The sequence below is a fragment of the Arthrobacter sp. P1_C12_2 genome, assembly GCF_056406415.1.
This window is the reverse complement of record NZ_JBFUAF010000019.1, coordinates 47,494-63,251: the sequence shown is the minus strand read 5'-3', so window position 1 is coordinate 63,251 and position 15,758 is coordinate 47,494. Positions and strand designations below refer to the sequence as shown.

The following is a 15,758-nucleotide window of genomic DNA, read 5'->3' as shown; positions in this document are numbered from 1 at the left end:
CCCAGTTTTTACATTGTTTGCCTAATGTCTGGTTGGATAGTTCTTACTGAGAGGGACACTGGAGGCACCGCTTCCACCCAACCAAGAAGGCAGCAATGGAGCGCATGGAGGCCGAGCACCCCCGGCCACGTCATTTCCTACTTCACCTGAGTGACCCCCACTTGCTGGGGGGTCCGCAACCCTTGCACGGCGTCGTGGACAGCGAAGCCCTGCTCAGGCAGCTCTTCGAGGAGGTCCACGCCTCGGGTGCACGCCCCGAAGCCGTGATCTTCACTGGCGACCTCGCTGATCTCGGCGAACCGGAAGCCTACGCCAAGCTCCGCGCAATCGTGGATCCGGCGTGCAAAGCCTTGGGGGCGAAGGTCATTTGGGCGATGGGCAACCACGACAACCGGGCCAATTTCCGGGCCGGGCTCCTGGACCAGGCCGACAATGACGCGCCGGTGGACCACAGCTACTTCGTCAACGGGCTCCGGATCATCACCCTGGACACCTCCGTGCCCGGCTTCCACCATGGCGAATTGAGCCACGACCAGCTGGAATGGCTCGCTGCTGAACTGGCCACCCCGGCCCCGGACGGGACCATCCTGGCCCTGCACCACCCGCCGGTGCCGTCCGTGCTGGATCTTGCCGTGCTCGTGGAGCTCCGGGGCCAGTCGGCGCTTGCCGGCGTCCTGCGCAACTCCGATGTCCGTGCCATCCTGGGCGGCCACCTGCACTACTCGACCACCGCAACATTCGCGGGCATCCCCGTGTCCGTGGCCTCAGCGACGTGCTACACCCAGGATCTGAACGTTCCTGTGGGCGGCACCCGCGGACGCGACGGCGGGCAGGCGTTCAACCTGGTCCACGTCTACGAACACACAATTGTGCACTCCGTGGCGCTGCTCGGCGACACCCCGGCCGTCGGCGAGCTTGTCTCTCCGGAGGAAGCCCAGCGCCGGATCGCGGCCGCAGGGATTTCCATCCCGGAGCAGGCCAAGCGCGAGGCCCCGGCCCAGACGCCGGCGCACCGCAGGTTCACCACCCTGAACTGATCCACTCCCTGACCGAGGCGGCGCCCGCTTTGGTCACGGTTCGTTACTTCTCCCAGGGCGCCTTGATGGGGTAGAACTTCTCCAGGAAATCCGTGACGAGCTCGGCCCGCTCTTCGGCCGGGACCTCCGGGAAGCTGCCGTCGTTGAGGCAGAAGAAGTCCATGTTCCGCTTGGCCAGGAGCTTGGGCAGGTAGTTCAGGCCGGCCCGCGCCGTGGTGTCCACATATCTCACCCTGGCAGCCGTCTGGGTCACGGCCCGGCCTGTGAGCAGCGCGTAGTAGTGGTAGAACGAGTTGGTCACGGAGATGTTGTCCGCGGCCCGGAACGTGCTCGCGGCAGTCTTGGCAAACTCGGCCGGGAACTCCTGCTCCATCTGCTCGACCACGCTGCGCCGCAGCGGGGCCGCCGTGTGCTCCAGGTGCCGGGTGGTGATGCGGCCGAAGCGGTTCCAGAGCAGCTTGCGGTTCACCCGGGCGGCGTTCTCAAAGCCACTGCGCTCGGCGTCGTTGTCGCCCAGCCCGATCCGGGTCTCGGCCTCGATGAACTTCGTGATGCCGCCGGGGGTGAAGAACATGTCCGGTCCCACGGCGCGGCCGAAGAACATGTCGTCGTTCGAATACAGGAAGTGCTCGGAGAGCCCCTCGATGTGGTGCAGTTGGCACTCCACGGCCTGGGAATTGTGCGTGGGCAGAACCGAGGTGTCGGCGAAAAACTCTTCGCTGCGGACGACCGTCACGGCGGGGTGGTCTGCCAGCCATGACGGCGTGGGGGAGTCCGTGGCGATGAAAATTCGGCGGATCCACGGCGCAAACATGTAGACCGAACGCAGGGCGTACTTGAGTTCATCGATCTGGCGGAAGCGGGCCTCGTGGTCATCTCCCTCGCCCACAACCACGCCGGCCATGCGGGCGCGGCGGGCCGCGATGTACTCGGGGGAGCTGCCGTCAACCCATGAGAACACCAGGTCGATGTCGAAGCTGATGTCGCTGGCATGGTCCGCGAACATGTTCTCGATGGTGGGCCAAGTGTGGCCGTAGCGTTCCACGGTGCCGCGCACTGCGTCCTGGGCCAGCATGGTGCGGCGGGTCAGGGAGTTCTCGATCGGCAGGATCAGCTGGTCGCCTTCGAAGCTCCAGAGCTCCAGCTGGACGCCGGCGGAAGCACCGAATTCAAAGCCGCCCTCCGGCTCCACCCTGGGCCGGTACAGCCGGAATATCCGGGACTGGCGGTTGGGCGAAAGCTCGCCGTCGGCCACCAGCACGGAGGACTTCTTCTTGGCGTCCACGCTCATGGAGTAGAACGGCTCGTCGCGGCACGCCTCCACGAGGGCGTCGCGGAGTTCCTTGCGGTCTTTCCAGTCGACTGCGACGACCGGGCGGTGGTTGTTGCCGCGGACCAGCAGGTAGCTGATGCCGGCCCCGGCCAGGACGGAACGCAGGAACATCAGGTCCTCGACCATGGCCTGGTACGGCGTGCGGTTCTCGTTGATCAGCGCATAGCGGCCGCGGCGGCGGACAACATCGGAGCGGGTCCGGAATCTGGCGACGGCGGCCGCCGACGTGATCTCGGCGTGGGCGTCCGCGGATGCCTGGCTGCCATAGTAAATCTCGTCTTGGATCGCTGCTTCGGTAATGTCTGATCTCCGGCTTCTTTGAGTGCGTTGGCTTCTACTTGCATGATAACGCGGGCCTCAAAATTGCCGCGAAAAACCGGCCGGCGCGCAGCGTGCAAGACGACGGAATGTGACGACGGAACGGGCCTCAGGCGGAACGGGCCTCAGCCGGTGACGACGGCCAGCCAGTGGTGCAGGAAGGCGGCACCGGCGTCGTCGTGGATCACGTCCTCGCCGAGCCCCAGATCGGCGGCGGTGAGAACCTCGTAGGGTTTGACCGGGATGCCGTCCGCGGGCCGGACGTCCACGTGTTTCACGGCGTGGTCGTTGTGGTGCAGCCAGTCGGCCATGGCGTAGTCCGTGCGGGAATCGCCCACCGTGCGCCAGGCCTGCGGCGTGATGCCGTGCGCGGCCAGGAACTCCACCGCACGGCTCGCGCCCAGGTCCTTGCCGAGCCGGACCGATTCGATATCGGTGGAAATGATGGTCGGATCGACGCGGAAGTCGATCTGGTCGTCCGAATCGGGGACGTGGTGGTCCAGCCGGACCACGCCGAGCCCGTGTCGGGCCATGATGTCCATGGCGTCGGCGTCGAAGAGTTCCTGCTCGGCCCGGTAGTCAGGGTTGGCGACGGCAATGTGCTGCTCCACGGAGACGATGGCCCGCTTGGTTTCGTCATAGAACATGTGGGCGGAGTAGTCCTCGGCCACCAGGCGGCGGACGTCGTCGCCGAAGGCCTGCGGAATGGCGAGCTGATGGTCCACGTGGACGGGGCCGGGGCCTTCCGCGGTGTAGCTGAACCAGACGGCGCCCTTCTCGCAGATGGCGTGGATGACGGTGCCGGCGGGCATCCCGGCGGCGATCATCGGTTCCATGACCTGCTCGCGGATGAACGCGTCCGACCGGCCGGTATTGAAGATGACGGGCACACCGGCGGCGGCCAGGGCCACCAGATCGGCGATGATGCCGGGCTGCACCTCGCGGGTGACCGGGCTCGCGACCGGACCGTCGACGTCGAGCAGCAGCGCCAGCACCGGGGCCGACGGCGACGGAACAGGGACAGTCTCGGGTGAAGTCATACGGCCATTCTGTCAGCCGCACGGGACGTTTGCATGAACCGTGCAGCAGATCGACGGCCCGGCGCTGGATGTGACAGACGGCAGGGCGTCGTGTGACAAATGGTTACCGTTTGGCCACAACCTGACGCCGCCCGGGGACTTTCATTCCTTCGGGCGCCCAAGTTCCCTAGGCTGGCATGGTGATATTCAAAGCTGTGGGCGAGGGACGCCCGTACCCCGACCATGGTTACACCACGCCCAAGGACTGGGCGGCCCTGCCGCCGCGTCCGGTCCGGCTTGATGAGCTGGTGACCACCAAGCGCACGCTGGACCTTGAAGCCCTGCTGGCCGAGGACTCCACGTTTTTCGGCGACCTCTTTCCGCACGTGGTGGAGTACCGCGGCGTGCTCTACCTTGAAGACGGCCTGCACCGGGCAGTCCGCACCGCGCTGCACCAGCGCACCGCAATCCACGCGCGGGTCCTCGTGATAAATGGCTAGGAAGCCGCCAGACGTCAGAGTCCTGCACGGGCACCGCGTTATCAGTGGCTCAGAGCTGCGGGCCACGTTCGTGGAGCAGGACGATACGGCAGAGAACCCCATCCGGCTGCGGCGCAGGATCCTGCACGGCGTTGTCCTGGTGATGCTTGTCGGCCTGATCGTGGCGGCGATCGCGGTGGCCCTCGCCATCATGAACGGCCAGATCAAGATTCCCGGGGCGGAGCGGAGCAGGGCGGCGGCAGTATCGGTGTGCCCGGCGGCCACCTACGACTACACACCGCCGGATAAGGTCCACGTCAACATCTACAACTCCACGAGCCGGCCGGGCCTGGCCCGGAGCGTGGCCGACCAGCTTGCTGCCCGGAAGTTCCTGGTGGGTGGCGTGGGGAACACGACGTCGAGCTACCGCGGCGTGGCGCTGGTCGTCTCCGGCGCCGCCGGCCAGTCGGCCGCCTTCAGCGTCCAGCGCAACGTGCCCGGCTCGGACTATGTCCAGGACGGCCGCACGGACCCGAGCGTGGACGTGATCATTACGGGCGACTTCAAGGAACTGGCCAAGCCGGAACTCGTGGACCAGACGCCGGGCCAGCTCAGCTGCCCCCGCGAGACCCGGCGCATCGTGGAGGAGGCCACGTTGCCCATCCTGCCGACGGCCACGACGACGGCGGGCGTGGCACCGTAGCTGGGGCGCCGCACTTCGGCGCACGCAGTCGTGGCGCCGCGGCCTATCTGATGGCGCGGACCGGCTGGCCGGCGTCGTCAAACCTGGCCCCGGCACCCAGCTGGACAAACCGCACTGTCCGGGCGAGCCGTGCCTCAGCCTCGGCATCCTGGCCCGCGCCGTCGCCCCGGGCGGCGCTCGAGGAGAGCGTGCCGTGGATGAGCTGGGCGAGCTGGGCGATGTCCGACTCGGGCAGGTAGCCCTGGGCCATGCCGTCGCGCAGGATTCCCCGCAGGAGCACGCTGAGCTCACCCACATGGTCCGCGAGTTTGGCGAACGACGACGGCGAGAGCACGGCCGCCATGGCCGGGCCCGGCGGCAGGTGGCGCCGGCTCAGGTCCTCCACCTGGGCCCGGACGTAGACTGCCAGCCGCTCCACCGGGTTCTCCAGTGCGTCGAGGGATTCGCGCAGGTCGAGCAGGAACCGCTCGGTCTCATCCAGGGCGTAGGCGATGAGGAGCTCTTCGATGTCCGCGTAGTAGTTGTAGACGGCGGTCCGGCCGATCTGGGCGTGGCGCGCGACGTCTGTCATGGTCAGGCCGGGAAGCCCGTGGGTGAAGAGGAGTTCCCCGAACGCGGTCAGGATGCGGCGCTGGGTCTCGGCACGTTGGGCGGCGTTGCTCGCGGCCGAAATCCTGGGCATACGGACACTTTAGCGCGATCTGTCACTAAAGCAGCCGGGTGGCGGACTGTGACACGGCCGGCGAGTGGTCGCCCGCGGTCATGTGCGGAGCTTCCCGTCCCTGTCCCCGGCCGCTAGGCTTCGGGAAAACGATGTGACCACCCGCGAGTTTTCGGCTTGCCCGTGGCTCCCTGCCGGGCACTCCGCTGCTCCAGAAAGGATCTCTCATGTCGGACTCCAGCGTCGAAGGGATCGCACGCTCCTACATTCAGGCCGTTGGCTCCCACGACATGGACGCCCTTGAAAACTTGCTCGGTGAGGATCTCGTGGCGACCTTCGTCGGCACGACTCTCGACAAGGCTGGGTGGACCACGGCGCTCAAGCGCCTTCTCCCGGTGCTGGTGCACAACGAGATCCGGGAGGTCTTCACCGCGCAGGACCGTGCCTGCGTCGTGTACGACTTCATCACCGATACGGCTGCTGGTGCCGTGAGGTGCATCGAGCTACTGACCATCAACGCAGACAAGATCCGTGAGATCGAACTCGTCCTGGATCGGGTCGCCTTCGCCCCCGTGAATGAGTCCCTGAACGCGCGGGTGCCGCCGGCCCAATAAGGATCACCATCCCCGTCGACGTTCATCGCTTGGCCAGAAATGCCTTGGCAGGTCGAGGATCCTCTTGCGGGCCTCGGGTAGATTCATGCGAGGCGCACATAGAGCGCCGAAAAGGGGGAGAAATGGGATTCTTCAAGCGCAGGGTCGCTCCGGTCCCGGTGCATCCGATTGCAGGGTTCTGGCAGTGGTGGGCATCGGAAGGCGCGGCCCGGTTCGATTCCGCCGTGGATACTGGTCAGTGGGGCGATCTTCCAGATGTGATGAGTGTCCAACTCGCGGCCATCCACCCCGGCCTGGCCTGGGATACGGGGCCCGGGGGCACGGCCCGCAGTCTTCTCGCTGTCAGCTCCGAGGGCGATGCCGCCCTGCGGCGGATCGCGGAACAATGGCTCCGGGCGGCCCCTCCCGCGGACGATGCGTGGGAGTTCGCCGCCGCCCGGCAGCCGATCTCCGGTGTGGCCGGCAAAGAAATCGAGATCGACGGCCACCGTCTCCATCTGGGCGACGCCCGCTTCCGCATCACGGAGGATTCCGCAAGAGAACGCCTCGACGTCGCGGTTCATCACCCGCTCTTTGCTCAAATGCCCGACAAAGGACCCCTCCGGGTGTCGTTCCTGCTGCTCGACTGGGTCCTGGGTGAGGACGGGGTCGAACGATGGGTCGGTGCCGTCAGCACAACCGACATCGGCGAGACGGCAATGACTACCGCGTCAGATCTCGCGGCTGCGGTGAATGCAATGGCCGCTCAGGCCCAGCCTGAGAAATGGGTCCTGATGGAGGGAGCGACTCGCCGTGGCGAGAGGATCGTTGTAACCGCCCGTCGACCGCTGCGCTGGATCGACCACCCGATCTTCGACCTCCACACGGAGGTACGGATCGCTTATAAGGACAAGCGGGACGACGGCCTGCCCACAGTGACCTCGGTTGATTTGCTCCGCGGAATCGAGGATGACATCTCGGCGGCGCTCGGAATCCGAGGGATCTTGGTTGCCCACGAGACAGCAGCTGGCACGAGACTGCTGCACTACTACTCAGATTCAGAAGACCAAAACGGGCGCGACGCGATCGAGACCGCCGCGCGTTTGGTCGGCGCGGCCACCCGACACGATGCTGACCCCGGGTGGAAGCAGGTGCGTCAGTTCGCCTAAGAGTGTGACTTGCAGAGCTATTTGGCGTGGTTTTGGCGGCGCTTTTGGGGTGGTCCTGGTGCAGACCCCCGTCGGGCTGCGGGTATGTCGGGGCGGGGGTGTTGTTGAAATCGGGCCGGTTAGCGCTTGGACCAGCGTGGACGGGATCGCTCGATGATGCTGGACGTGGCAGCTGCTGCCGTGAGGGCTGTCGCCAGCACAAGCGGGGCCCAGAGCGTTGGTGAGATGGTTGCACCCGCGACGGCTGTTCCGGCCGATCCCGCAGCGATCTTGAGTGCGCCTTCCCAGATGAAGACTTGGCCGCGAGCCTCGATGGGTGCGTATTCACTGCGCGCGGCGAGTGTTGCCGCGAAGAAAAGCGCGTTGGCAATCCCTGCCAGGCTCACCCGCACTCGTCTAAGACAATTCACGGTGAGACAACTTTCCAAGACAAGGAGACGCCCGTCCCGATGTCGATCCCGTCGACCTTCTCCGATACGGGATCAATGTCTCGGAAAGCTGTTGTTTTCTAAGACGGTCCCACTCGTCAGTAGCACCCCGCCCCGCCGGGGGCTGACGGTCAACTATGGTCCGATACCGGTCTGCAGGCAACGGCGGGGTCCAGAACCGAACTACTTTGTCGTCTGTCCCGCGCCTTGTCCGGCTTCAGGGGGTGAAGATTTCCTTGGCTACCGTGATGGCGGACATAGCTTTGGGCCATCCTGCGTAGAAGGCCAGATGGATGATGGCTTCTTTGAGTTCCGTTTCTGTCAGGCCATTGTCCTTGGCCCGAATGAGATGTCCACGGAGCTGTTCGGTGCTGCCGCTGGTGACCAAACTGGCAACGGTGACCAGGCTGCGGTCGCGCGGGGACAGTTCGGCACGCTCCCACACGTCTCCGAAGAGTACGTTATCGGTGAGGTCGACGAGTTTGGGGGCGAAGTCACCGATGAGTTGCTGGGCGCGGGTTTGGGTTGGTTCGTTCATGGCTGGTCCTTCCGATTGGTTGGTTGGGCATAAGCGGGGATTGTCTGGGTGCTAGTTTTCGAGGAGTCCGGTGCGTTGTAGCCAAGAGTCGATGCTCGGACCGGCGTCCCTGACTTCCTCGCCTTTCACCCCCAGTCCTTGGCCGATGACCGCGTCTGGACAGGATTTGGCGTAGTCGCGTTCGGTGTTGCCGAGCCCGCTCATGGCGTGGGTGGTGATTGGGTGAATCGTTTTGCCGGTGAAGTCATAGCTCTCGGCAAACGTGGTCATGATCATGGGTGCGCGGACGTTCCAGATGCCGCTGGCCAGCAGAACGGTGTCGTACTGGTCGATGGCCGGCAGGGGGTTGGCGATGGCCGGACGGGCGTTGCCGTTTTGCTCGCGGACGTTGCGGGCGACAGTGGCATCGTAGCTATCGGGATAAGGGTCAGCGGCCTCGATGCGGTGAACCTCGCAGTTGAAGCGGTCCTTGATCATGCCGGCAAGGACTTCAGTGTTGCCCACTGTCAGGTCCGTCCGGCCTCCGTAGTAATAGTTCTCGCCGGCGCGGGAGAAGTAGGCCAGCAGCACCCGGCCACGGCTTTGGCGGGATGGTGGGTTCTGCGAAGACGGTTCTTGTGAAGGCATGGTGCTTACTCCTGGGGTGCAGCCGGTTGTCGCTGCGCCCACCAGCACGCCAGCCAGCGCTCCGACTCCGAAGCGAAGCACTGAGCGCCGGCCAGCGTCCCGTGACGTGTTCATGGCTGGACGGATCAGCTGTACCGGCGTCCGCCCAGCCAGCCCACCATGGCCGGGTCGCGGTGGTCGAAGAACTGGCTGTCGCCGGTATCCAAGCCCGCGATGGCGCCCATTTGTTCTTCTGTCAGGGTGAAGTCGAAGACATCGAGGTTCTGCGCCATGCGCTCGGGTCGTACGGACTTGGGGATCACCACGACGTTGCGCTGGATGAGCCAGCGCAACACGACCTGGGCGACGGATTTGCCGTGGGATTCCCCGATCGCGGCGAGGGTCTCGTTCGTGAAGAGGCCGTTCTTGCCTTCGGCGAAGGGGCCCCACGATTCGATCTGCACGCCTCGTTCGATCATGAGTGCCTGGTCCGCTGCCCGCTGGTGGAAGGGGTGCGTTTCAATCTGGTTCACGGCGGGGGTGATCTCGTTGTGGTCGATGAGGTCCACGAGTCGGTCCGGGTGGAAGTTTGAGACGCCGATGGCGCGGGCGCGGCCTTCTTTGTTGATTTCCTGCATGGCCCGCCATTCGCTGTAGTAGTCACCGAGAGGCTGGTGGATCAGGAACAGGTCCAGGTAGTCCAGGCCGAGGCGGGTCAGGGAATTCTCGAAGGCGCGCTTGCTGTCGTCCTGGACGTTGCCGGTGGGGGCGTGCTGGATCCAGAGCTTGGTGGTGACGAAGAGGTCCTTGCGGGCCACGCCACTTGCTTTGATTGCGGCGCCTACGGCCTCTTCGTTGCCGTAGGACGCTGCCGTATCCAGGTGACGGTAGCCGGCTGCGATTGCGGCTTCGACCGCGGCTTGGGTTTCATCGTCCGGGATCTGGAAGACGCCGAAGCCGAGGATCGGCATCTGGACGCCGTTGTTAAGGGTCACGTTGTGCATGGTTTTTCCTTTTGCGTTGGTGTGGTTATCAGTTGGTTTGACGGCTATGTGCGGTTTGGTAGTCGGCGTCATGGACGGGTTCAAGCCAGGTGGCGCTTTCCCCGTTGAGGCGTTCGACCATGGCCAGATGGCACATCATGCTCTCCGATGTCGCTCCGTGCCAGTGTTCTTCACCTGGCGGGGTATGGACTGTATCTCCGGGGCGCATGACGATCACGGTGCCGTCCCGCGTCACCACGAGTCCGGCGCCCTCGGTGCAGTGCAGGGTCTGTCCGAGGGGGTGGGAATGCCAGTTGGTGCGGGCACCGGGCGTGAAGTGCACCAGGGCGGCCGTCAGTTGCGAGGGTGCCTCGCCGGTGTGGAGCGGGCTGAGGTAGGCGTCGCCGGTGAATCTTTCCTGGGGTGCTTTCACCGTTGGGACGGGGTTGATGAGTTTCATGCGGTTCTCCCTTGTCCGTGGCGCAGCCTCAGGGAGGCTATGAGGAGAATGACGAGGACGACGGCGGTCCAACCGAGGCTGGTGCGCAGCCCGTCCATGAACCCTCCACTTGCGAGGGCGGCACCGAATATCGCGACGCCGAAGGACCCGCCCACCTGCCGTGCGGTGTTGACCACGCCGCTGACCGTGCCTGCGCGATGGGCGGGCACGTTGTCCATGACGAGGGCGATGATCGGGGGGACGGTGAAGGATCCGCCGACACCGACGGGCACCATGACCAGCGCCACGAGTACGACCGGCGCGTCGGCGGGGAGCCGCCACAGGCCGGCCAGGCCCAGGGCCATGAGCAGTTGGCCCGCGGCGATCATGGCCACGTTCCCGAAGCGGACCATCAGCCGGGCCGCGAGGGGGTTGAGGAGGGCAACGAGGCCGGTCATCGGCAGGAACAGCAGTCCAGTCTCCAGCGCGGTGGCGCCGCGTTGCTGCTGAAAGTACAGGCTCTGGAGGAAGACGACGCCGTAAAAGGCCGCCATCGTGACAACGGCTATGGCCAGGGCAGTGGAGACCGTACGCGACCGGAACAGGTCAAGCGGGACCATGGGATGCCGTCCCCGGGCCTGCGCCAGCACGAAGATGGCCGCCGACGCCGCGCACACAGCGAACAGGGTGAGGATTTCGGGGCTCCAATAGCCGACCTCCGCGCCTTCGATGATGCCGTAAGTCAGGCTGGCCAAGGCCAGCACGGCGGTGATCTGCCCGAGCCAGTCAAAGGGCATCGGCCGCCGTGGCGACGGGGCGACGCGGGAGAGCACCATGAGTGCTGCCGCACCGACCGGTAGGTTGGCGAAGAAGATCAGCCGCCAGTCGACGTGGGTGAGGACGCCCCCGAGCACCGGACCTGCCGCCGCGGCGACGGAGCCGCCCAAGCCCCAGTACACGATGGCCCGGCCGCGCTGCACCGCGTCATGGTATGCCTCCCGGATGAGCGCCAGAGAGCTGGGAGTGATCATCGCCGCGCCGATGCCCTGCAGGATGCGGCCCGCGATGAGCGCCGGCAGACTCGGGCTGAACCCGCACGCCAGAGACGCAACGGTGAACAGGATCATGCCGAGGCCATAGGCGCGACGGGCCCCTACACGGTCTGAGAAGGTCCCCGAGAAGAGCTGTAAGGCGGAAAACATCAGGGTGTAGCCGGTCACTATCCACTGCAGGCCGGACAAGCCACCCCCGAGGTCATTCCGGATCTCGGGTAGCGCGACGTTGACGATCTGGGCATCCAGGGCAACAACGAAGAACCCGAGCATGGCTACCGCCAGCGAAGCGCGCGGCCGGGCCACTGTTTTCGAAGGGCTGAGCGTGGATACAGACATGATGTCCTTGCAGGATGGGGAATCTGGACTCATTCAAGAAAACCAGCGAATTCCCATGCGCGGGAGTGCCTGCTGTGCGGTGTACTGGCAGTTCCTGTTAGGCAGACTTGGCCCCACGTAGCCTTGAGCCATGGACAACAACAAAGACGTCCGCGAGTTCCTCATGAGCCGGCGGTCGCGTATCACTCCCGCCCAGGCCGGGCTTCCCGCCTACGGCGGGACGAGGAGGGTAACCGGCCTCAAACGCGAGGAAGTGGCCATGCTTACCGGCGTCAGCACCGAATACTATGCCCGGCTCGAACGGGGGAACCTCCGGGGAGTCTCCGAGAGCGTCCTCGAATCCCTCGCCGCAGCCCTCAAACTCGATGAAGCTGAACGGGCCCACCTGCTCGACCTCGCCAAGGCCGCCGCGCCGTCGCGCGCCTCAGGTACGCGACGGGTACGGGCAGAAGTGCGCCCCAGCGTTCAACGGATCCTGGCCGGGATGACCGGCACGCCCGCCTACGTCCGCAATTCACGCATGGACATCGTGTCCGCCAACAGCCTCTGCTTCACCCTCTACGCGGACATTCTCAGCCCCGACACCCTGCCGCTCAACCTCGCGCGGTTCATGTTCCTCGACCCACGCTCCCGGGACTTCTTTCTCGAATGGGACACGATCGCAGACGACCTCGCCGCCGCGCTCCGCACCGAAGCGGGACGCAACCCGCACGACAGGGCACTGAACAGCCTCATCGGCGACCTCGCCACGGGAAGCGTCGAATTCTCGACACGCTGGGCACGGCACCACGTCCGCTTCCACCGCTCAGCCACCAAGACACTGCACAACCCGCTCGTCGGCGACATCGAACTCACAGGCGACGCGCTCGAACTCCCTGGAGAAGGCCTGACCCTCATCGCGTACACCGCGGAACCCGGAAGCCACGCCCAGGAACAACTCGACTTCCTCACCAGCTGGAGTACATCCGGAAAGCGCCCGGCCGAACCGGCTCCCGCCAACGCTCACACCGCAACGACCCCGCCACCCGAAGGCGACTCGCGAGACCGGCCATGAGCGCCGAGATCGACGCGACCCCCGCGCAGGCCGCCCACGCGTGGCTGCTGACCCGCGGGAGTGACTTTGCCCCGGCGGCGGCGGCATCGCCGGGTGTGACATTGCCCCGGCGGCGGCCGCATCGCCGGGTGTGACAACCTCTCGATGGCGGCGACCACCGACGCGATCATCAGCTTGACCGCCTCCCGCGTCTGCGGTTCGGGTTTGCGTCGCCCAAGCGAGCCTATTCATAGATCGTGGGGATGGCCGGCTCGCCGGGCTGCAGCCTGTCCACCACCCGGGGCAGCTCCGCCATGGAGGCCGTGTGCCGGTCCCGCGCCCGCCCCACCGCGTCCGGGCCGGTCCAGCCGGGCAGGATTTCGCCGTCTTTCATGAATTGCTGCAGGAGGGGGCGCCCGTTCTGGCCGGCGGCCGGCGGGTGGCCCACGCCGAGGACCTCATGGGTGGCGGTGCCGCGGTCATCGAAGCGGCGCATGGCGAACTTGCGCCCGCCCATGTTGATCTTGTCCTTCGAGGTCTTCGCCACGGCAGTCAGCTCACCGGAGTCGCCGGCCCGGCTCACCAGCTTGTAGACCATGCCGGCTGTGGGCGCCCCGGATCCGGTCACCAGCGACGTGCCGATGCCATAAGAATCGGCCGGCGCAGACCGGAGCGCGGCGACGGAGAATTCGTCCAGGTCCGAGGTAACCACGATCCTGGTGTGGGTATTGCCGAGGCTGTCCAGGAGTTGGCGGACCCAGCGCGCCTGGGCCACGAGGTCTCCGGAGTCCAGCCGGATAGCCCCGAGCCTGTCTCCGGCGAGGCCGACGGCGGTGCGGACGGCCGCTTCGACGTCGTACGTGTCCACGAGCAGCGTGGTGCCGGGCCCGAGCGAGGCCAGCTGCGCGGCGAAGGCGTCGCGCTCGGAGTCGTGGACCAGGGTGAAGGAGTGCGCCGCGGTGCCGATGGTCCGGAGGCCGTAACGCCGTCCGGCGGCCAGGTTGGACGTGCCGGAAAAGCCGGCGATCACGGCCGCGCGGGCCGCTGCGGCTGCCGCTTCCTCGTGCGTGCGGCGGGATCCCATCTCAATGCAGGGTCTGCCGCCGGCGGCACTGATCATCCGGGACGCTGCCGACGCGATGGCGCTGTCATGATTCAGCACCGACAGAACGTACGTCTCCAGGACGCAGGCCTCGGCGAACGTCGATTCGACGATCAGGACGGGGGAGTGCGGGAAATACGCTTCACCCTCCGGGTAGCCCCAGATGTCGCCGGAGAACCGGAAGGCGGCCAGATGGTCCAGCGTGTCCTGATGGACCACGCCGGTGCCGGCCAGAAAATCGAGGTCGTCCTGGTCGAAGCGGAAGTCCGCGATGCCCTCCAGGAGCCGGCCGGTGCCGGCCACGATGCCGTACCGTCGCCCGGCCGGCAGCCCCCGGGCAAAGGCCTGGAAGACGGACCGGCGGTGTGCCGCCCCGGAGTGCAGAGCCGCCTGGAACATCGTCAGCTCATAGTGGTCGGTAAACAGGGAGGTCCGGCGTCCGCCCGGGCCGGCCGAAGTGTCCATGCTCCACTCTAGGCCGGGGATCCGCCCTCCGCCTGGCCGGGTGGAAAGGCCGCCGCGGCGAACCGGCGAACCGGCCAGGTGGATGGCTAGGGCGGACTCAGACGGCGCAACCGTCGGGGCCGCACGCAGCCGCAGCACTATCCGCGGCAGTTCCGGCCGCGGCACTCTCCCCGGCGGGGTCCCCGGCGGCGCCCACCATGACCAGCGGGTGGCTTTCCTGCCACGCCTGCTCGAGGGCCGCGCTGAAGGTTTCCGCGGGCTGGGCGCCGGATAGCCCGAACTTCCGGTCAATCACGAAGAACGGGACGCCGCTAATGCCCAGGGCGCGCGCCTCCGCAAAGTCGTTGCGGACAGCGTCGGCGTAGGCGTCCGTGCTGAACAGTTCCGCCAGATCGCCGGCGTCGAGTCCGAGGTCAAGGCCCAGGGCGGTCAGGTACTCCTGGCTGCCGATGTCTTTGCCGTGCTCGAAGTGGTCGCTGAGCAGGCGTTCCTTGGCGGCGTCCTGCTTGCCGTGGGCGGCAGCGAGGTGGATCAGCCGGTGGGCGGTGAAGCTGTTGGCCACCACGACGGCGTCGAAACTGTAATTCAGCCCCTCGCCCTTGGCCTGGGCCGCGACGTGCTCGAACATCTGGGATACCTGCGCCGGAGCCATGCCCTTGCGCGTGCTCAGGTAGTCCAGTTCGGTGCCGTCGTAGTGCTCCGGGAGCGTGGGGTCCAGCTGGTAGCTGCGCCACTGCACCTCCACGGATTCGCGGTGCGGGAAGGCCGCGAGGGCGGTTTCGAAACGGCGTTTGCCGATGTAGCACCAGGGGCAGGCGACGTCGGACCAGATCTCTATCTTCATGCCGGCATCAACCGCGGCGGCGCCGGGTCCATTCCCCCGCGGCCTGTCGGGTTCGTCACGGCGAGACCGGGCGCTCCATCACGAAGTCGTGTTCCACGGTGGTGCCCAGCTGGAAGGACTTGGTGCCGACCTTGCGGAAGCCGGACTTTTCGTAGAACCGGATGGCCCGGGCGTTCTGGCTGTTCACGCCGAGCCAGAGCCCGCGGGCGCCGGCCGCCGCGGCCGCGCCGATGCTGGAGTGCATCAGTTCGGCCGAGGCGCCGAGTCCATGGTGGTCCGGGTGGACGTAGCACTTGCTGAGCTCGGTGCACGGGAATTCGCTGAGGACTGCGGCTACCTCCGGGTCCCGGGTGGGGCGGGCCACCAGCAGGCTGTAGCCGCGTAGGTCGCCGTCGGCGTCGATTACCAGCACCGTTACCGCGGGATCGGCCAGATAGGCCCGGAAATTGGTCTCGCTCAGGGTATTGGCCACGTGTGCCGCGATGTCCTCGGGCCGGGATTCCGGCGGGCACGCGAGCGGGAAGGTGACGGCCGCGAGCGCGGCCAGCCTCCCGGCGTCGTCAGCGGTTGCTGTCCGGATCTGGTGCGTCATAGTGGACTCCTGGCAAGCGCTGAAA

General features: G+C 66.3%; 18 protein-coding genes. 6 read left to right on the top strand and 12 right to left on the bottom strand.

The genetic code is table 11. The features are described 5' to 3' along the window. The first annotated feature begins 95 nt into the window (after nucleotides 1-95). Complete coding sequence (locus tag AC1DZQ_RS17945; protein ID WP_476964767.1) at nucleotides 96-1,037, top strand: phosphodiesterase; 942 nt, start codon at nucleotides 96-98, stop codon at nucleotides 1,035-1,037. Nucleotides 1,038-1,080: 43 nt separating this feature from the next. Here the strand turns inward: AC1DZQ_RS17945 and AC1DZQ_RS17940 are convergent, their stop codons facing one another. Together AC1DZQ_RS17940 and AC1DZQ_RS17935 are read right to left on the bottom strand one after the other, a co-directional pair. Then, complete coding sequence (locus AC1DZQ_RS17940; RefSeq protein ID WP_476964766.1) at nucleotides 1,081-2,496, bottom strand: stealth family protein; 1,416 nt, start codon at nucleotides 2,494-2,496, stop codon at nucleotides 1,081-1,083. A 317-nt stretch (nucleotides 2,497-2,813) separates the two neighbouring features. Next, nucleotides 2,814-3,728, bottom strand: coding sequence for a Cof-type HAD-IIB family hydrolase (locus AC1DZQ_RS17935; RefSeq protein ID WP_476964765.1), 915 nt, complete (start codon nucleotides 3,726-3,728; stop codon nucleotides 2,814-2,816). Between the two features lie 179 nt (nucleotides 3,729-3,907). Between AC1DZQ_RS17935 and AC1DZQ_RS17930 the strand changes: the two genes are divergently transcribed. Both AC1DZQ_RS17930 and AC1DZQ_RS17925 read left to right on the top strand, forming a co-directional pair. Then, nucleotides 3,908-4,207 (top strand): type II toxin-antitoxin system VapB family antitoxin, encoded by a 300-nt coding sequence (locus AC1DZQ_RS17930; protein WP_026266597.1) that lies wholly within the window; start codon nucleotides 3,908-3,910, stop codon nucleotides 4,205-4,207. Continuing rightward, a complete protein-coding gene (locus tag AC1DZQ_RS17925; RefSeq protein WP_476964764.1) occupies nucleotides 4,200-4,889 on the top strand; it encodes a LytR C-terminal domain-containing protein in 690 nt (229 codons plus the stop codon). The genes AC1DZQ_RS17930 and AC1DZQ_RS17925 overlap by 8 nt, the downstream gene beginning before the upstream one ends. A 43-nt stretch (nucleotides 4,890-4,932) precedes the next feature. Here AC1DZQ_RS17925 and AC1DZQ_RS17920 read toward each other — a convergent pair whose 3' ends face one another. Further along, entirely contained in the window at nucleotides 4,933-5,571 is a 639-nt protein-coding gene (locus tag AC1DZQ_RS17920; protein ID WP_476964763.1) for a TetR/AcrR family transcriptional regulator, read from the bottom strand. A 206-nt stretch (nucleotides 5,572-5,777) separates the two neighbouring features. Between AC1DZQ_RS17920 and AC1DZQ_RS17915 the strand changes: the two genes are divergently transcribed. Beyond that, nucleotides 5,778-6,164, top strand: a complete 387-nt coding sequence (locus tag AC1DZQ_RS17915) for a nuclear transport factor 2 family protein (RefSeq protein ID WP_476964762.1) — start codon at nucleotides 5,778-5,780, stop codon at nucleotides 6,162-6,164. A 122-nt stretch (nucleotides 6,165-6,286) separates the two neighbouring features. After that, complete coding sequence (locus AC1DZQ_RS17910; RefSeq protein WP_476964761.1) at nucleotides 6,287-7,312, top strand: DUF695 domain-containing protein; 1,026 nt, start codon at nucleotides 6,287-6,289, stop codon at nucleotides 7,310-7,312. Nucleotides 7,313-7,431: 119 nt separating this feature from the next. Here the strand turns inward: AC1DZQ_RS17910 and AC1DZQ_RS17905 are convergent, their stop codons facing one another. The 6 genes from AC1DZQ_RS17905 to AC1DZQ_RS17880 form a co-directional block, all read right to left on the bottom strand. Beyond that, nucleotides 7,432-7,698: a hypothetical protein gene (locus AC1DZQ_RS17905; protein WP_476964760.1), complete on the bottom strand. Its 267-nt coding sequence runs from the start codon at nucleotides 7,696-7,698 to the stop codon at nucleotides 7,432-7,434. Nucleotides 7,699-7,957: 259 nt separating this feature from the next. Beyond that, a complete protein-coding gene (locus AC1DZQ_RS17900) occupies nucleotides 7,958-8,278 on the bottom strand; it encodes a carboxymuconolactone decarboxylase family protein (RefSeq protein ID WP_476964759.1) in 321 nt (106 codons plus the stop codon). A gap of 51 nt (nucleotides 8,279-8,329) precedes the next feature. Further along, nucleotides 8,330-8,905, bottom strand: a complete 576-nt coding sequence (locus tag AC1DZQ_RS17895; protein WP_476964758.1) for a flavodoxin — start codon at nucleotides 8,903-8,905, stop codon at nucleotides 8,330-8,332. Nucleotides 8,906-9,030: 125 nt separating this feature from the next. Continuing rightward, a complete protein-coding gene (locus tag AC1DZQ_RS17890; protein WP_476964757.1) occupies nucleotides 9,031-9,888 on the bottom strand; it encodes an aldo/keto reductase in 858 nt (285 codons plus the stop codon). Nucleotides 9,889-9,916: 28 nt separating this feature from the next. Continuing rightward, nucleotides 9,917-10,327 (bottom strand): (R)-mandelonitrile lyase, encoded by a 411-nt coding sequence (locus AC1DZQ_RS17885; protein ID WP_476964756.1) that lies wholly within the window; start codon nucleotides 10,325-10,327, stop codon nucleotides 9,917-9,919. Continuing rightward, on the bottom strand, nucleotides 10,324-11,697 hold the full coding sequence (locus AC1DZQ_RS17880; RefSeq protein ID WP_476964755.1) for a DHA2 family efflux MFS transporter permease subunit: 1,374 nt from the start codon (nucleotides 11,695-11,697) through the stop codon (nucleotides 10,324-10,326). Before AC1DZQ_RS17880 ends, AC1DZQ_RS17885 begins: the two co-directional genes overlap by 4 nt. 130 nt (nucleotides 11,698-11,827) lie before the next feature. On the opposite strand from AC1DZQ_RS17880, the gene AC1DZQ_RS17875 reads away from it, so the two are divergent. Beyond that, complete coding sequence (locus AC1DZQ_RS17875) at nucleotides 11,828-12,751, top strand: helix-turn-helix transcriptional regulator (protein WP_476964754.1); 924 nt, start codon at nucleotides 11,828-11,830, stop codon at nucleotides 12,749-12,751. Nucleotides 12,752-12,974: 223 nt separating this feature from the next. On the opposite strand, the gene AC1DZQ_RS17870 is transcribed toward AC1DZQ_RS17875, so the two are convergent. The 3 genes from AC1DZQ_RS17870 to AC1DZQ_RS17860 all read right to left on the bottom strand — a co-directional run bounded on the left by AC1DZQ_RS17870 (nucleotide 12,975) and on the right by AC1DZQ_RS17860 (nucleotide 15,733). Further along, the gene (locus AC1DZQ_RS17870) at nucleotides 12,975-14,297 is read right to left on the bottom strand and encodes a nicotinate phosphoribosyltransferase (protein ID WP_476964753.1); all 1,323 of its coding nucleotides are present in this window, start codon (nucleotides 14,295-14,297) and stop codon (nucleotides 12,975-12,977) included. A gap of 97 nt (nucleotides 14,298-14,394) precedes the next feature. Beyond that, complete coding sequence (locus AC1DZQ_RS17865; RefSeq protein WP_476964752.1) at nucleotides 14,395-15,141, bottom strand: DsbA family oxidoreductase; 747 nt, start codon at nucleotides 15,139-15,141, stop codon at nucleotides 14,395-14,397. Between the two features lie 55 nt (nucleotides 15,142-15,196). Then, on the bottom strand, nucleotides 15,197-15,733 hold the full coding sequence (locus AC1DZQ_RS17860; RefSeq protein ID WP_476964751.1) for an N-acetyltransferase family protein: 537 nt from the start codon (nucleotides 15,731-15,733) through the stop codon (nucleotides 15,197-15,199). Nucleotides 15,734-15,758: the final 25 nt, after the last annotated feature.

Excerpts from the sequence above, each read along its gene's own strand:
- AC1DZQ_RS17865 (WP_476964752.1), bottom strand. The coding sequence starts at position 15,141 with ATGAAGATAGAGATCTGGTCCGACGTCGCCTGCCCCTGGTGCTACATC.
- AC1DZQ_RS17940 (WP_476964766.1), bottom strand. The coding sequence starts at position 2,496 with ATGGTCGAGGACCTGATGTTCCTGCGTTCCGTCCTGGCCGGGGCCGGC.
- AC1DZQ_RS17895 (WP_476964758.1), bottom strand. The coding sequence starts at position 8,905 with ATGCCTTCACAAGAACCGTCTTCGCAGAACCCACCATCCCGCCAAAGC.
- AC1DZQ_RS17860 (WP_476964751.1), bottom strand. The coding sequence starts at position 15,733 with ATGACGCACCAGATCCGGACAGCAACCGCTGACGACGCCGGGAGGCTG.
- AC1DZQ_RS17925 (WP_476964764.1), top strand. The coding sequence starts at position 4,200 with ATGGCTAGGAAGCCGCCAGACGTCAGAGTCCTGCACGGGCACCGCGTT.
- AC1DZQ_RS17875 (WP_476964754.1), top strand. The coding sequence starts at position 11,828 with ATGGACAACAACAAAGACGTCCGCGAGTTCCTCATGAGCCGGCGGTCG.
- AC1DZQ_RS17915 (WP_476964762.1), top strand. The coding sequence starts at position 5,778 with ATGTCGGACTCCAGCGTCGAAGGGATCGCACGCTCCTACATTCAGGCC.
- AC1DZQ_RS17935 (WP_476964765.1), bottom strand. The coding sequence starts at position 3,728 with ATGACTTCACCCGAGACTGTCCCTGTTCCGTCGCCGTCGGCCCCGGTG.
- AC1DZQ_RS17910 (WP_476964761.1), top strand. The coding sequence starts at position 6,287 with ATGGGATTCTTCAAGCGCAGGGTCGCTCCGGTCCCGGTGCATCCGATT.
- AC1DZQ_RS17870 (WP_476964753.1), bottom strand. The coding sequence starts at position 14,297 with ATGGACACTTCGGCCGGCCCGGGCGGACGCCGGACCTCCCTGTTTACC.
- AC1DZQ_RS17880 (WP_476964755.1), bottom strand. The coding sequence starts at position 11,697 with ATGTCTGTATCCACGCTCAGCCCTTCGAAAACAGTGGCCCGGCCGCGC.
- AC1DZQ_RS17920 (WP_476964763.1), bottom strand. The coding sequence starts at position 5,571 with ATGCCCAGGATTTCGGCCGCGAGCAACGCCGCCCAACGTGCCGAGACC.
- AC1DZQ_RS17890 (WP_476964757.1), bottom strand. The coding sequence starts at position 9,888 with ATGCACAACGTGACCCTTAACAACGGCGTCCAGATGCCGATCCTCGGC.
- AC1DZQ_RS17900 (WP_476964759.1), bottom strand. The coding sequence starts at position 8,278 with ATGAACGAACCAACCCAAACCCGCGCCCAGCAACTCATCGGTGACTTC.
- AC1DZQ_RS17945 (WP_476964767.1), top strand. The coding sequence starts at position 96 with ATGGAGCGCATGGAGGCCGAGCACCCCCGGCCACGTCATTTCCTACTT.
- AC1DZQ_RS17885 (WP_476964756.1), bottom strand. The coding sequence starts at position 10,327 with ATGAAACTCATCAACCCCGTCCCAACGGTGAAAGCACCCCAGGAAAGA.